This window comes from Neobacillus drentensis, from assembly GCF_036962765.1.
Lineage (GTDB): Bacteria > Bacillota > Bacilli > Bacillales > Cytobacillaceae > Neobacillus > Neobacillus drentensis_C.
The window spans coordinates 6260-21740 of record NZ_JBALOS010000033.1 but is presented as its reverse complement, the minus strand read 5'-3'; the positions used below and the strand labels follow the sequence as shown (position 1 = coordinate 21740).

The following is a 15481-nucleotide window of genomic DNA, read 5'->3' as shown; positions in this document are numbered from 1 at the left end:
TCAATTGATTTAGACGGTACCTTATTAAACTCTCAACATGAAATTTCAGAGCAAAATGAGATTGTCCTAAATGAATTAAAGGATCAAGGTCACTGCCTTATTTTGAACACGGGACGTGCTTACGCGGATGTCATTAAATTAAAAGCTGTTCAAAATATGGAGATTCCGATATTTTGTATCAATGGTTCTGTATTATATTCAGAAACTAGAGAACTGATGTACGAAGCAACGGTAACCACTTCTATGTACAAAAATATATTTACGATTCTAAAAGGATTAGGTGTTGGCATTTTGGTTTACACCAATTATGGTGGTTTTCCGTCCACATTGCCGCCATTACATGGCAAAAGTAAACAAGAGCTTGACACCCTTTTTCAAGAATTCAACTATGATGACATTCTTGAAAAAGACAATCTAAAAATCTATAAACTTATTGCCTTGGTACACCCGGATGAATTAGAAATGATTGAAGAGGTTGAAACAGCTTTAGCAGGAAAATTTAATATTTCAATGGCCTCCTCTTTTCCAAATAATGTGGAAATAACGTCAAGTGAAGCTCATAAAGGTAAAGCATTATTACGTTATCAACAAATGATGAATCTTACTTTTGATGAAATTATCGCTTTTGGTGATGGCGGTAATGACCTTGCCCAGTTTGAAGTGGCCACAACATCGGTCGCAATGGGAAATGCACCTGTCCATGTCCAAGAAAAGGCCGACATCATTACTAAAACTAATGACGAAGATGGTTTTTCCTATGCTGTACGGGAGCTGTTACAGTTATTAAACACCAAAGAGCAGATACTATAATAGAATGAAACTCCGCACAATTTGTCGATTAATTTCAGATAGTCTAGAAGACTTGTGAAGTCATTTAAAATAGTGGAAAGCATACCCTTCTTACTAAAGGAGGGATTTTTTATGAACAGAGAATTCTCAAATAAAACGTCTTCAAAATCTTCCGGCATTTTTGGACTTATTTTCTGTTTTATCGGGATTGGATTCATGTTCATTAATGTCTTGATTGGGTCGATTATCATTATTATTGCCCTTGTCATCTTTCTAATTATGTATTACTTTGGCAATGACACCACCGTTATCTTTCATGAAAATGGTTTTACTGTCACGATCGCAAACAAGCGAGAAGGTATATCTGTTAATGAGTATTCATGGGAGGACGTAACCGAAACTCTCTATTATGAGAAAGAATCTGCAGGTGAAAATAATACTACCACATGTTATTTCCAGGTGAAGACAGAAAATGGCATTGCGTTTAATCTATATGAAATGAAGAATTTTCACGAATTAATTGAACTTTGCAATCAGAATATAGATCATCTACCCTACTTTTGGGAAAAGCCAATGGGCATGTTTAAAACGCGCTATCAAAAACAAAATCGTGTCCCTAATAACTCATAAAACATTACCGATAAATACATGAAAGGTGTCAGGCACCATGTGAATTCTTCACATGGTGCCTGACACCTTTTTAGTTTTTTATCTTAAAAAAGATGATGGATATTGAAGTTCATTAGGGGCGGGATGAGGAGTGCTCCCCAAATTAAGGTGATCAATGCTGCGAAGATCATAGCCAGGGATGAGAATGTTGCTTCTTGTTTCCCGTATTCAAACGCTTTGTTTGTTCCTGCACCATGTGCGCCCATGCCTAGTGCAAGGCCTTTAGCAATTGGTGTTTTAATCGATAGCCCTTTGATCACCGATGGGCCAACAATGCTCCCAATAATACCTGTTAAAATGACGAAAACAGTTGTCAAGGTTGGCAGACCGCCAATTTCTTTTGAAACCTCAATGGCAATCGGCGTGGTAATCGACCTTGGAAGGATCGATGTGATAAAGTCATATTTCAAGTGGAGCAATTTCGACAAACCAAAGGTAGAAAAAATCGCTACTAGTGATCCGGTGCTAATACTAATGATAATGGTACCCACATATTTTTTTACAATGCTTAAGTTTTTATAAATCGGTACTGCAAATGCAACTGTTGCTGGTTCGAGCATATGTGTCAGCCATTGGGAATCCTCTAGATATTGATCAGCTGAGACATGAGTCACTGATATCAAGGTTATTAATAGGAACGGTGCAAGCAATAAGGGATGGAAAAAGAACAGGCTCCATTTTGCATGGGCCTTTTTGGACAAACGATAAATAAGGAACGTTAATATGGTAAATAAAATCATCATCAATGCTGCTCACTCCTTTTCCCACCCGTTATTTTTTCGGCAATTAGTGCCGTGATTCCCATAACAATGATCGTGCTAATGCCAATCAAACCGACGATTTCTGCGCCCTGTACACTTAGAATTTCATCATAATTTACAATCCCAACAGCTGAAGGCACAAAGAAAAGCAACAGCTCAGCTAACAGCCAATTTGCACCTTTTTCCACCCAATTTAATTTGACAATGTTGAAATAAAGCGCAAGAAACAGAAGGCACATTCCGAACATCGAAGCAGGGATTGGAAGTGGAATCATCTCTTTCAGTGCCGCTCCTAGAAATAAAAACACATGTATTAATAGTACTTGTACGATAATTACTCCAAGTTTCATCGAAATAATCCCCTCCTCAAAGCAAAAAAAGGAGCTTTAAGACTCCTTTTCATTCCGAAAATAACTATAGAGTAATAGTACGCTGATTATCACTATTCGTAAAATACATATTCCGAATGATTTTCATAACTGAAAGTTATAATGGATCTTTTAAAATAAATTCAATAAAAGTTCGAGCGGCGTTAGAAATATAGCGTTCTTTTTTAGTGAGGACCGCCAGCCTCCACAGAATCGGTTGTTCAAGATCGATAATCTTAATATCGGTGTTAAATGCCCGGTTACAAATCGATTGAGGCAGAATCGTAATTCCGAGGTTTGCAGCAACCATTTCTGTCATCAAGTCCCATTGAGAACTCATAAATAAAATGATAGGCTCAAAACCAGCTGCAATGAAATGATTTCGCATGATTTGATTCAAGGCAAATTCCTCATGATAAAATATAAACTCTTCATCCTTTAATTCCTTAATATCGACTACTTCTTTATGTGCCAAACGATGATCTTTATAAACCAATAGCTTCATTTCTTCTTCAACAATGGGGTACACATCAAATTCCTGCTCATCAATCGGGAGAACGGCCACACCGAGCTCAAACTCCCCTTCCTCGACACTCTTTACCACTCTCGCTCCACCATACTCAGTAATATTCAGTTTTATATTTGGATAGGTATGATGAAACTTCGCGATCACTCTTGGAAAAAATAAACTGCCTATAAAGGGGGGCAGCCCAATATTAATCTGCCCTCTAGTCAAGTTAGTGATATCATTTAAAGTGGTTTTCATCTCAGTTATAATTCCAGCCATTTTCTGTGCATAGTCAAGAACAATTTTTCCGGCATCAGTCAGGTCACTTGTCTTATTGGAACGAATAATCAACGTCATCCCTAACTCTTCCTCCAAAGCCCGGATAGACTTACTCAAAGCTGGTTGTGAGAGATGTATATGCTCTGCTGCTTTTGTGATACTTTTATGCTTTGCGACTTCAATAAATAGTTGTAACTGTCTAAATTCCAAAGTTTACACCTCTGATCAATTAACTCTAGCTTGGTATTCCCTCATCTTCTCATTAAGAAGTCTAAAGACCTTTTCTAACTCAGTCTTCGGAATTTTAGAAAACAAGTCACCTATGCTTATTTCAGAGTAACATGATGTATGGTTAACTTCTCTTATATTCCCAGTTAAACCAATCCCTGATTCCTTGTAAAGATCGACAAGAATTGACTCGATGTCCTCTTTTAAACCTTGAAAATGAACATGAAACATATTAGAAACAGGTACCAACGGTTTGGTCGCTATTCCATGACAGTGATTATAGTATCCGGCAAGTTCCTTCGCTTCATCAAAATATTGTTTCATTTTACCGATTTTTTGATCAAAGTAATAATCCGCACTAAGAATATATGGATAAAGGCTGATCAAATCTCCGCCATGCCGCCGTTTCCAAACCATTGATTGATCTGTAAAAGTTTGCTCTCCTGCAAGAATAGCTCCCGCAATCCCGCCAATTCCTTTGTAAAAAGAAACATAAACACTATCAAATAGAGCACAGATCTCAGCTGCAGACTTCTCATAGTAGGGAAGAATTTCAAAAAGTCTCGCACCATCCAAATGGAGTTTAATATCTTTTTCACGACAATAGGCTGATATTTCCTCTAATGTTTTGTAATCTGGTAGTTGCCCGCCAATCTCACGTTGTGGTAATTCCAACAATAAGCAGGAAATTTCATCCTTCATATCCTGAACATCTTTCAAGTGAATCACACGATCTTTATCTGCCAGCAAAATCGTTTCGATATGATGCAATTCTTTCAAGCCGTCTTCTTCATGAATCTCTAAATGACACAACGGATGATAGGCCACTTTTCTTATTCCTTTTCGATCACACCAAATTCTTAAGGCAATTTGCTGGGCCATTGTTCCACTAGGAAAAAAAACAGCTGCTTCTTTCCCTAAATACTTTGCCATCTTTCCTTGAAAGTCTTCAATAATCTTTCCCTTCCCGTAGGTGTCACTCTCAAGTTGTCCATCGATCGTATCTAAAACAGCCTTTAACGTATGAATGTCCCTAGAACCATGACCAGGGACCTTATATTTTGCTTGTTTATACGCGTCTAATAAAGTATTATTTGTCAAATTTATTAAGTCTCCTTTTTTCTACTAGTGGTTATTTTTGGATGCTAAGGAATGACCGTTACATCAACTGCTAAACTCGTTTAATTGGATATATTTCCATTATATTTCTTTTCAAGCAATTCTATCAATTTAATATAGGAGGGAACATTTTAAAAGCCTGCCCTACTCAACTGCAGAGTAGAATTTTTCTATTTTTAAGCACAAAAAAAGACTCCCCTAAGAGAGTCTTTTGATAGTTAGGTTCAATTATGCTTTACGAACGTTAGTAGCTTGAGGTCCACGTTGACCTTGTTCTACTTCAAATGTAACAGCTTGACCTTCGTCTAAAGTTTTGAAGCCTTCGCTTTGGATAGCTGAGAAGTGTACGAATACATCGTCTCCTGCTTCGCGTTCGATGAATCCGAAACCTTTTTCTGCATTAAACCATTTTACTTTACCTTGTTCCATTGTTGTTTCCTCCTCGTGTGCTTTGCACACATTGTGTTACTATCCTTGCTCAGTTCTTCAAGACAGAAAGTTTAGCACTTATTATCCTACAACTAACAAAAATAATTCTTCCTAACTATAACAGAGAATTGATAGAAATGCAAATTTGTTTTTTACTTTGTGTTCTTTTTGGTGTCAGGCACCACAAAGGCTACGACAGTAAGCTTTAAAATCTACTAGAAATGAAATCATTTCAAAAAAACATCTCCTACAGGGTTGGGAGATGTTTTTCAAATGCTATTTTGGCACTTTCAGTTTTTTTAAACACGGACTCCAGAGAAATTCTGCACATTGGCGAATATTCCCGTAATTAAGATCGTAACCAAAACTGGTATCAGCCAGCCGAGGCCATTGTGATAGAAAGGTAATATTTGTTCATAAAACCTGATAATATGAGCAAGCCAGCCGAAATATTCGATTCCCAGCAGGTCACATAATGTTTTAAAGCCATCGATAATACTGATCATGAAAGTGACAGAAATCGCAGCAACATAAACAATCCGTGAATGGTTAAACAGCTTCGACAAAAATGTCAACAGCATTAACGCAATCGCCAATGGATAAAGAAACATTAAAACAGGAATGGAAAAATTAATAATATTTGATAAACCAAAGTTTGCGATTACAAACGATACGAGTGAAAAGAAAACCACCCATATTTTGTAACTGACTTTAGGTAGCCGTGTATGAAAGTATTCACCACACGCACTCATCAAACCGATGCTCGTTGTCAGACAAGCAAGTAGGATAATAACCGATAACATTACCGTTCCAAACGTTCCAAAGTAATACGAAGATGCCTTCCCTAGAACGGGACCTCCCGTATCAAAAAGTCCGAATGCATCAGTGCTCGTTGCTCCTAAATAGGCAACGCCTACATAGATGATACCAAGAAAAATGGTCGCAATTAGTCCAGATTTAGCTGAAGCTAATAGGACACCGCTTGTTGATGTTACACCCATCGAACGAATCGAATTGATAACGATGATCCCAAAGACAAGTGATGCAAGGGCATCCATCGTGTTATAGCCCTCCATAAAACCTTTTAAGAACGCCCCGTTTGCATAAGCCGCCTGCGGAGCTGGTATCGAACCAAGCGGTTTGACAATGACCATTACTAATAAGATAAAAATAAGGACGATGATCGCAGGAGAAAGAATTTTCCCGACCCGATCCACTAGCTTGGCTGGGTTTAACGAAAACCAAAGGGTCACGATAAAAAATAGCAAGGTGAACACGAACAAGCCAATTTGTCCATAACCTTCGCTTACGAACGGTGCAATCCCGATATCATAGGCGACAGCGCCTGTCCTTGGTGCCGCAAAAAATGGCCCAATCGTCAAATAAAGAAGCGATGTAAAGATTACCCCATAGAGCGGGTGGACACGGCTTGCAAGTTCCTCTAAGTTCTTACTTCCTGAGAACCCCATCGACAGGATTCCTAGAAACGGCAATCCAATTCCAGTTATTAAAAAGCCAGTGATGGCCATCCATACATTTGACCCTGCATTCTGACCGAGTGCTGCGGGAAAAATTAGATTCCCTGCTCCGAAAAACAAGGCAAACAACATGACTCCTATCACGAAATACCTTGAAAATGGTAATTTATTTTGCATATTTGCTTCTCCTACCTACATGTTTAATCCGTTTGGATTCAATATATTCCGACAATAATATTACTATCCATAATACTTAATATCAACCTATTTTTGAGATTAATTTGATAATTTCGAAAGGAAAAATCTACTAGTCCGCAAGCAATTTACTGGATTTATCCTAAATAGTCAAAAAAAGACATGTATCCAACTAACCAATCAATATTATTTTAATATAATTAATAATTAAGATTAGAAAAATAAAAAAAGACCTTTGTCCGACTTTTCGGCAAGGGCCTCTTAGAAAAAACACTAACATTTATTCATCGACAAACTTATAAATCAACTTTTGTCCAGTTTCATTTTCCGTGTATAAAAAGGAAATTTGATTGCCTTCTTTCAGTGATGATAATTGCCTTATCGCCTCCTCTGTTAACTGGAAGGCTACTTTCTTACCTTCTATATCGATTTCTATCGTATGCGGATCCATTTGACCTACCAGAACACCGGATCCTTTGATAAACGAATTTTTAATGAGTAAGTCGGTCACCACTTTGGCTTCCTCTTCTTTTGCTGTTAAGAACACCTCGATTTTATAATGGCCATTGGGAAGATCTGAAATCGTAAATTTCTTAGCTATTTCCTGATTACTTCCTAACTCTAATATCTTGATTGCTTGTGTTGACATGACCTCATCCGAATATTGTCTGACTTTCTTTCCTTGTAAATCGTAGACAATATAATCAGCCTCTAACCCGCTAGTAAAAGTTAGTTTCTGTGTTTTCTCTGAAAGATTTTTTACCGTGTATTGGACATTCATCGAATGGTTCACAGGCTTTGTTTCAATCGTGGCATGAAACTTAGCGGCGATTTCACTCTGATCAGGAGCCTTTCTCTTAGTACCCTCCGAGCTGCCCTTTGGAGCATCCCCCATTCCACAACCCGTCAACAAGCCAATCACCAATACAGAACCGATAATAGGGAACCACTTCTTGTTTCGCATTTTTTCTCCCCTTTTCCAAAAGGAAATTTGTAGGTCTTAGCCATATAGTCGCCGAAATGGAGAACAAAGTTACATGTTTTTCAATATTAATTAAATTCGATTAGCTCCACAAAAACCAAAAAAAATTGCCATAAATATAGATAAAGTGCCTACATTTACAGCAATTTAATGAAAATTACTTTCTAATTCGCCATCAATTCCTCTAATAAAGGAAAAAGTTCCTCCAAATGTTTAATCTCATAAGTTGGAATAACTTCATTTCTGACTTTGTCGTGACGGTTAATCCAGACCGTTTTGATCCCTGCCCGATTTGCACCAAGGATATCGGTCATGAGATTATCCCCTACCATGATGACCTCATCTTTTTGAACCGACAATAATTCAAGGGCGTGTTCAAAGATGGTTGGATCTGGTTTTCCTCTGCCAAAATCACCTGAAATAACAATTTGATCAAAATATGGAACAAGTTCCGGTGTGATCTCTAATTTTGTTTTTTGAAGATCAGGTGAACCATTGGTTAACAGCAACAGTTGATAATTCCCTTTTAATCTATCAAGAATTTTAAATGATTCCTCATATACAAACGGTAATTTCCTGCGCTCTTGTGGGAACCGTTCCGCCAACTCCAAGCCAAAATCAGCGTCATCCACACCAAGAGCCTTCAATCCCGCTGTCCAGGCATCTTTCCGATAGGCAGGGACCTTTTCCTTCATTTTTCTAAAATCATCATGATCATCTAAAAAATTTCCCCAAAGACCTTCAAAAGGATTGATCCCGATCATTTGGGTGAAAGGATAAAATTCATAGGAAGAATATAATTCTCTCGCAGCCTCTCGAACGGCCTCTTCTAATTGATCCACGTCAAATCCATACCGTTCCTTTGCTACTTGACATGTGGCCGCAAAAGCTTCCTTTACACTTTTTTGATCCCAAAGCAGGGTATCATCTAAATCAAAAAAAATCGCTTTAATCATGTGACCTTCTCCTTGTTCAAAAGATATATTTTAATAGTTTACCATTTTAAAAATTAAAAATATATGATTCTGAATTTTTTATTTTTTAATAAAGGGGAAGGTCGGCGCCAATTAAGAATTAGGATGATAATGTTAACACATTGTTTTTGGCTGTTAGATCGTAGATGGCCGGGTCCACAGTTACATTATTTCCGACAACCATTAAATGCGCTTTGGGATCCTTAGAGACAATGATAATACCTTTCTAAAATTAGCTAGTATTGTCGTAATATTAGATAAAGAACTTTTTCCAATTAAATAAAAACTGCCATTTCTCGGCGATTATCTTCGTCGTTGAAATGGCAGTTTATTTTGTCACCGTATGCTAATAGAAGATTCGTTTTTCCCCTTCAATCGCTTTGAGAGGATCGATATTTTGGGTAAATTCAAGGGTACCGATATAGTTCCCGTTCTCATCACGAACGGCAAAATAGCGAATATAAACGTATTTATCCTTAAACTGGATCCAGAAATCCTCACTCTCTTTTTTCCCGAACTTAAAATCTGCCAACAGTTTCTCTACAACATGGACACTTCTTGGCGGATGACAGTTTTGAACAGTTCGGCCAATGACAGCCTTCGTCCGGGCAAAAATTCGTTCTTTCCCGTGGGAGAAATAACGGACCACATCATCCTGGTCAATAAAGGTGATATCGACCGGTAAATGGTTTAATAATAACTCTACCTGCTTTAATGAGAGAATACCGGTTTCCATCTTAATAAATCCTTCAGAAATTGCCTTTTCTTCTAATGCTTTTCTCTCCGGCTTCCATAACTGGGCAGGTGCAATCAGACAATAACCAATTTCATCACTTTCATGGGCTATTTTCACCCATTCATCTTCGGTAAAATGATTTAAAGCCATCGGGAAAAGGATATTCTCTTCTTTATAGATCATCCCTGCCAATTCTTGAATCACAAAATTTAATACATTGATAACAGCCTGCTTATCACCGAGATAATTAGCAAGTTGCTGCCTGCCATCCTTAATGGCATCCCGAATGAAATCATCGATTCTCCACATATTGGTAGTTGGACCGTAGATTCCATACTTTTCTAAATAGGGAAAAATCAAATTCTCTTTTCGACTATAGTGCTTATCAATATCCAGCAAAAGATTGATATCTTCGATTAGCTGATAGATATTTTCAGCGGAATCTTCTTTTGCAAACGCGTCTAAATGGACTTGAAGTTTCGTTGATAACAATTTATCAATTTCTTGATTCTCAAGCTTAAAGGTATGAACTGGATGACCTGGCTGGTATTCTTGTTTGCCATTATCGTGCGTTTCGAAGTCAATCGCTCCTTGAAAAATAGCACTATGCTGTTGATAAATTTGTTGTAGTTCGGCTAAAGGAATACTTCCCTCTTCGATAAACTCATGTTGGAGTCGAGTCATTTCATCGACGGTTATTCTTCCAATTAAGGCATCAAAATGAGCTTTAACCTCATCCAGGTTTCGGCCATGATGAAGATCGACAAAGAGTTCTTTTAATAGTGCTAAGCGTTCTGTATTTTTATTTGTCAGTTGTTCACGGTTATTAATGATTTCACTCATATCAGGATTCTCCTTCACTGTTGCATAATACTTTTGATATTTGTTCTCATTAATAACTTAACACCTTCTAAAATGTTTGTTTGTGATTTACATCATTGGTACAGGGTAATGGTGAAATCTTCTAGGACGAAAAATTAACTTATTTAACAAAAAAGGAAATTTCTTCTAGCATAAAAAGTATGAAAGCCTCTCTCCTATCTCTAGGAAAGAGGCTCTTCTTTTAGTTTTTATTAATAATAAAATCAATCGTCTTGGTAGCTTTAGCAATTGCCCCGCCATCATTTTTAAAGATTGTTGATTTACTAGTTTCTGATGGTTCGATGTGAATGCTAAGTTTGTTTTCACCTGTATTTAGCTTGATGCTATGAGAGAAACTCATATCACTATTGATTGCTACAGGCTCTCCATTGATGGTAAGAACTCCATCTTTAATTGCATTCCCTTGTAAAGTGATGCTCTCTGAAGAGACTGTCTGCCCATCTGTATGAGATGTCACCACAATCGGTTGATCAATCCAGCGGAGAATTTTATCCTGAACCACCATTTGATTGCCGCCTTGGTTTGTGACGGCTACTGACAGGTCAGTACCTTGTGCTCCGTACCCATAAAAGCTGACGTCATCATCATTGATGTTTGCTGCTGTATGGTCAGGTAAGCCTTCTTGATCCCATGTGCCATTTTTTACGTATTTGTAAGTTAGCACTTCGCCTTCCTGTGCTTCGACGGTATATTCATAATCATTGGTGACAGCTCCGCCACGTGTCATCTGCCATGCACCGGTATTCCAGCCGTTTTTACTGCCAGGCATCGTAATGTATATACCTTGCGGAGTATAGGCTGGTGCATTCACTTTAAATGTTACCTTTACGGTTACTAGTTCAGGGATGACAGTAACCGAGTTGGATTTCACCATATTTCCAGCCCGGTCGTAAATCTGAACTTCATACGTATATGATTTTCCATTTGTTACGTTGATATCTCGATATGATTGCTTTGAAAGATCCAACAATTGATCAATCACTTCACCATCGCGGACTATCGTCATCATATAAGGGTCATTCGCGCCTTCGACCTTCCAATAAAGATTAACCTGGCCAGATTCCTTTTCCGGCTGTTCTAGAGTTACTTTTTCAGCGGGTGCTTTCGTATCGTCTCCTCTTGTGAAACTTACTGACTGTGTTTTACTTGCTACCCAGCTTCGTCCCAAATCGTTGGAGAAAGCAAAACGATACTCATAAGATCCTTCTTTAAATGGTAGAAAATTAGCACTAAAGACATTAGACGTTTCCTGTTGACTCACATAACTAGCCTTATAAGAGGTCCAGAGATCACTTCCTGGCTGTTTAACTTCTAGCTTTGCCTGCAAGCCGTCTATTTGTCCTGCTTCTGTTTCACCGTTAATGGAAATATTGGCTGTAATCGTTTCCTGCTTGGAAAGGTCGATAATACTAGATTCTAGGGCGGTAACGTTATCAATCTTGTAATTTTCTTCTGTTAACTCCACATGCGGAATAATAGCAGATTGGGTTTCTATCTTTTCAGAACCATTCCCATTTTTATCTAGCGCAACAACAGCAAAGTAATATTTACGACCATTGTCTAAACCCTCAATCGTTACTGTGTTACTAGAAGTTTCTTTTACTTTTTGATAAAAAGCTCCTGAAATCGTCGTTTGGTAAATCGCATAGCGTTTCGCATCGCCTTCCCACTTTAACGTTGCAGTATGGCTTCCTTCTTTAGCTGTTAATGCCGTAACCACTGATGGACGTTTTAGGTTTTGGCCTTTATCGGATACAAGCATGCGCCCGCTCATTGCCGGTACAGTAATAGAAAGATATCCGTCTTTAGATATAGCTGTGTACTTTCGATCAAGCTGATCAGTAAACTTGATTCCATTAATCAATAAATCTTCAACATTTAGCTCAACTGTTTTCTCTACATTGCTTCGGTTTGTAATCACAACACCGACGTTCTTTTTGTCAGAACGGGAAAAGGCAAGAACATCGCCTTTGGCATAAAGATGGTTCAAATCTCCATAACTAAACAAATCATGATAATCAGTTCTTACTTTTCCAATCGTTTGATAATGTTTGATTAAATCCTTATCCTCGTTACCCCATGGATAAGTTCGTCGATCATCCGGGTCCTTTGAACCAGTTACCCCAGCTTCATCGCCATAATAAATGGTAGGTGCACCTGCATAACCCATTTGCAGGATGGCAGCAAGCTTTAAGCGCTGACTCCCAAGCTTCGGATTATAATTTTTATCAAGCTCGGCCCTTTCAAAAGAATCTGTACCGTTCCCCAAAATAAATGAAGCCCGGGCGGTATCATGAGAGCCCATTAAGTTCATAAGGGCATAAAATGCTTCCTTCGGATAGTCTTCATAAACGGCATTAAGCTGATTTTCTGCTCCTTCTGCATTTCCACTTTTTAAGTAATCAATCATTGCACCGCGGAATCGGTAATTCATGACGGAATCATATAGGTCCCCAAGGAAATATTCAGAAGCATCATCCCAGATTTCACCTAAAATTAATGGTTCGTCTTTCTTGCCTGTTTTCAGCTCATTACGAAACTCACGCCAAAATTCAGGGTCCACTTCGTTTGCAACGTCTAATCGCCAGCCTGATGAACCGTTTTTAAGCCATGTTTTGGCCACTGAATCGTCATCATACATAATATAATTCGCGAATGACTTATTATTTAGCTCGGATGGATAATCCACTGCTTCACCAGGAATCGATTTGATTTCCGGAAGAGAATCATAGCCCCACCAGCTTTGGTATTTATAAACACCGTCTACCTTTTCATTTTGAATGTTAAACCAGTTTTGGAAGCCGTATGGGCTAAATACTTGTCCTTCCGCAATGAATTTTTCTTCCACTTGTTTTTTAGCAGCTTCCTCTGATACCCCTTTATTGACTAGGTCATAGATGGCTGACCAATATTCATACGCACCAACTGTTGGATATTTCCCGTAACGGTCAAAGTAAATCGAATCGTCACCAACATGATTAAACACGCCGTCTAAGATTAAATGCATTTTGCGTTTCTTTACTTCTTTAGCAAACGCTTGGAATTCTTCAGGAGATCCAAACATTGGGTCAACTGATTTGTAGTCTGCTGCATCATACTTATGGTTTGAAGCTGCTTCAGCAATAGGATTTAAATAGAGTGTGTTAACACCTAAAGATTGAATATAATCTAATTTCTTTTGAATTCCTGCAATATCTCCTCCAAAGAAATCATTTGAGAAAATTGCATCACCATTATATCCATCCGTATTTTCTAGACGAGGATTATCCGGTAAATCGTTCCAATCCTTTTCCTCGATTGGCTCGTCACCGCGTGCATTGGTTTTTGCATGATCATTGTTTTTATTTCCATTGTTAAAGCGATCAGGGAAAATCTGATACACAACCGCTTCCTTCATCCAATCAGGTGTCTTATAGGTTGGATCATACACCGTTAACTGAAATAATGAAGCATTAGAATCAGCGGCCGTTCCTTTTCCTCCTTCTTGGACATCTTCCCCGTACTCTTTCTGACCTTCTCCGTCACGTGCTATAAATTTATACCCATAAACACCCTTTTCTACAGGCTTCACGTCTGCCTCCCAAAACTCAACAGGCCCTCCCTTTTGCTCAAGCCAGCCCGCATACTCCATATCTACTGTTACGGTATTACCCGTGTTGTAGTTCTTCAACTGAACCTTTGCCCCGGTTAAGTCACCCTTCTTTGCTTGGAGACGAAGTTTAACTTTGTCCCCAGCTTTAATGGCTCCAAACGGTGAACGGTATGCCGAATCCCAAGTATCGTGATAAAGCTTATCCCCCTGAACATTTCCGTCCGGTAAACCTGGGTCATAATCAGTGTATACTTCATTTGTATCATGGTTATAAAAGAACGTAACCGTTGCGTCTTTTAAGACATTTAATACAAAGTTATTGTCTGGATACGCTGGTGCACTCCAATTGTTCCCAAGGACGATCTTAAATTCATGCTTTCCTTTAGGAACATGAGCAGTTAACGTATATAGATTGTCATGATCATCATCCTGTAGTATAGCTGTTGATTGATCAGGCGCCCACTCTCCACCAGCATTAAGCTCTGGCTGAATGTCACCGACAATCCTTGGCTTTTGATCATCTGGCAGTTCAATCGGTATCGTTACGCGATGCGTACTATCATCATAGAGGAACGTAACTTGTTGTTCTTTATCAAGAGACAACTTGTAATTATCTCCTCCAGGCGCGCCGTTCACTCCATAGTTTTCATCCCATGAACCGTTTATTGCAATTTTAAATTCATAGCTTCCTGCAGGCAGTGTGCCCGTCAGTATGTACCTCCCATTCTCCTGCTGCTTCATTTGTGTTGCGGAATCTGCAGGATTCCATTCACTAGAACCACCGAGTTCATCTTGTAGGTTACCGACTAGCGTCACAACACGCCCTTCCGCACTGGTTGGCATTGGGTGAAAAAAAGTCGTTCCTGCAATCGTTTGCACAATCAAAATGAAAAGTGCCAGGTAATTGATAGACTTACGAAATATTCCTTTCATGCATTTTCCTCCTCTATAAGTGATATTTTTGAGCAAACGTTTGCACATTTAAATAAAGAAAACGCTTACTTCTTATTATTATCTCATCATCATTATTTTGATAAGAATAGGCCTTTATTACTTTTTTGTCCTCTGAGTGTATGTAATTAGTCCTGTTTTTTCAGAATGTTATTTCATTTCTCTTCTTGAAGATAAAAATAGATCAGACCGTACCACACGGTCTGACCTATTTAATGTTTCATTATGAAATTACTTTTGAATCTATATCCATCTGTCTCTCTAATTTTCTTAGGAGGTACGAAAATAACAGGACGAGTGCTAGATAGTAGATTCCAACCACCATGTAGGTTTCTAATTGGCGATAATTTGAGGCCGCCTCACTAAGACCAGATCCCCATAAATCGGCCATCCCGACATACGCTACTAAAGAAGAATCCTTTAGTCCGATTATAAATTGATTGCCTAATGGCGGAATGGAAAATTTGAAAGCCTGTGGTAAAATAATTCTCTTCATGGCGAGTGGATAGGTCATACCAAGTGATTGCGCTGCCTCCATCTG

General features: G+C 38.5%; 13 protein-coding genes. 2 read left to right on the top strand and 11 right to left on the bottom strand.

Features of this window, described 5'->3' with window-relative positions; translation table 11 throughout:
* Positions 1 to 810 (top strand): HAD family hydrolase (locus tag V7137_RS05770; RefSeq protein WP_335697178.1); only part of this gene is annotated, 810 nt, incomplete at its 5' end.
* Positions 811 to 921: 111 nt separating this feature from the next.
* On the top strand, positions 922 to 1419 hold the full coding sequence (locus tag V7137_RS05765; RefSeq protein WP_335697177.1) for a hypothetical protein: 498 nt from the start codon (positions 922 to 924) through the stop codon (positions 1417 to 1419).
* Positions 1420 to 1502: 83 nt separating this feature from the next.
* Here V7137_RS05765 and V7137_RS05760 read toward each other — a convergent pair whose 3' ends face one another.
* The 11 genes from V7137_RS05760 to V7137_RS05710 form a co-directional block, all read right to left on the bottom strand.
* A complete protein-coding gene (locus V7137_RS05760; protein WP_308128848.1) occupies positions 1503 to 2201 on the bottom strand; it encodes an LrgB family protein in 699 nt (232 codons plus the stop codon).
* Complete coding sequence (locus V7137_RS05755) at positions 2201 to 2569, bottom strand: CidA/LrgA family protein (RefSeq protein WP_335697176.1); 369 nt, start codon at positions 2567 to 2569, stop codon at positions 2201 to 2203. Before V7137_RS05755 ends, V7137_RS05760 begins: the two co-directional genes overlap by 1 nt.
* A gap of 136 nt (positions 2570 to 2705) precedes the next feature.
* Positions 2706 to 3584, bottom strand: coding sequence for a LysR family transcriptional regulator (locus V7137_RS05750; RefSeq protein WP_335697175.1), 879 nt, complete (start codon positions 3582 to 3584; stop codon positions 2706 to 2708).
* 15 nt (positions 3585 to 3599) lie between these two features.
* On the bottom strand, positions 3600 to 4703 hold the full coding sequence (locus tag V7137_RS05745; protein ID WP_420490097.1) for a threonine aldolase family protein: 1104 nt from the start codon (positions 4701 to 4703) through the stop codon (positions 3600 to 3602).
* Between the two features lie 246 nt (positions 4704 to 4949).
* Positions 4950 to 5150: a cold-shock protein gene (locus V7137_RS05740; RefSeq protein ID WP_026568674.1), complete on the bottom strand. Its 201-nt coding sequence runs from the start codon at positions 5148 to 5150 to the stop codon at positions 4950 to 4952.
* 299 nt (positions 5151 to 5449) lie between these two features.
* Positions 5450 to 6805, bottom strand: coding sequence for a branched-chain amino acid transport system II carrier protein (gene brnQ, locus V7137_RS05735; RefSeq protein WP_335697174.1), 1356 nt, complete (start codon positions 6803 to 6805; stop codon positions 5450 to 5452).
* Positions 6806 to 7103: 298 nt separating this feature from the next.
* Complete coding sequence (locus V7137_RS05730; protein ID WP_335697173.1) at positions 7104 to 7787, bottom strand: BsuPI-related putative proteinase inhibitor; 684 nt, start codon at positions 7785 to 7787, stop codon at positions 7104 to 7106.
* Positions 7788 to 7969: 182 nt separating this feature from the next.
* Complete coding sequence (locus V7137_RS05725; protein ID WP_335697172.1) at positions 7970 to 8761, bottom strand: HAD family hydrolase; 792 nt, start codon at positions 8759 to 8761, stop codon at positions 7970 to 7972.
* Positions 8762 to 9125: 364 nt separating this feature from the next.
* Positions 9126 to 10358: a DUF438 domain-containing protein gene (locus tag V7137_RS05720; protein WP_335697171.1), complete on the bottom strand. Its 1233-nt coding sequence runs from the start codon at positions 10356 to 10358 to the stop codon at positions 9126 to 9128.
* 220 nt (positions 10359 to 10578) lie between these two features.
* Positions 10579 to 14922, bottom strand: coding sequence for a pullulanase X25 domain-containing protein (locus V7137_RS05715; RefSeq protein WP_335697170.1), 4344 nt, complete (start codon positions 14920 to 14922; stop codon positions 10579 to 10581).
* A gap of 241 nt (positions 14923 to 15163) precedes the next feature.
* The coding region (locus tag V7137_RS05710; RefSeq protein ID WP_335697169.1) for an ABC transporter permease subunit at positions 15164 to 15481 on the bottom strand (318 nt) is incomplete at its 5' end.

What these genes read in the sequence shown, in the direction of transcription:
- V7137_RS05765 (WP_335697177.1), top strand. Translation starts at nt 922, where the DNA reads ATGAACAGAGAATTCTCAAATAAAACGTCTTCAAAATCTTCCGGCATT.
- V7137_RS05760 (WP_308128848.1), bottom strand. Translation starts at nt 2,201, where the DNA reads ATGATGATTTTATTTACCATATTAACGTTCCTTATTTATCGTTTGTCC.
- V7137_RS05755 (WP_335697176.1), bottom strand. Translation starts at nt 2,569, where the DNA reads ATGAAACTTGGAGTAATTATCGTACAAGTACTATTAATACATGTGTTT.
- V7137_RS05740 (WP_026568674.1), bottom strand. Translation starts at nt 5,150, where the DNA reads ATGGAACAAGGTAAAGTAAAATGGTTTAATGCAGAAAAAGGTTTCGGA.
- brnQ (WP_335697174.1), bottom strand. Translation starts at nt 6,805, where the DNA reads ATGCAAAATAAATTACCATTTTCAAGGTATTTCGTGATAGGAGTCATG.
- V7137_RS05730 (WP_335697173.1), bottom strand. Translation starts at nt 7,787, where the DNA reads ATGCGAAACAAGAAGTGGTTCCCTATTATCGGTTCTGTATTGGTGATT.
- V7137_RS05725 (WP_335697172.1), bottom strand. Translation starts at nt 8,761, where the DNA reads ATGATTAAAGCGATTTTTTTTGATTTAGATGATACCCTGCTTTGGGAT.
- V7137_RS05720 (WP_335697171.1), bottom strand. Translation starts at nt 10,358, where the DNA reads ATGAGTGAAATCATTAATAACCGTGAACAACTGACAAATAAAAATACA.
- V7137_RS05715 (WP_335697170.1), bottom strand. Translation starts at nt 14,922, where the DNA reads ATGAAAGGAATATTTCGTAAGTCTATCAATTACCTGGCACTTTTCATT.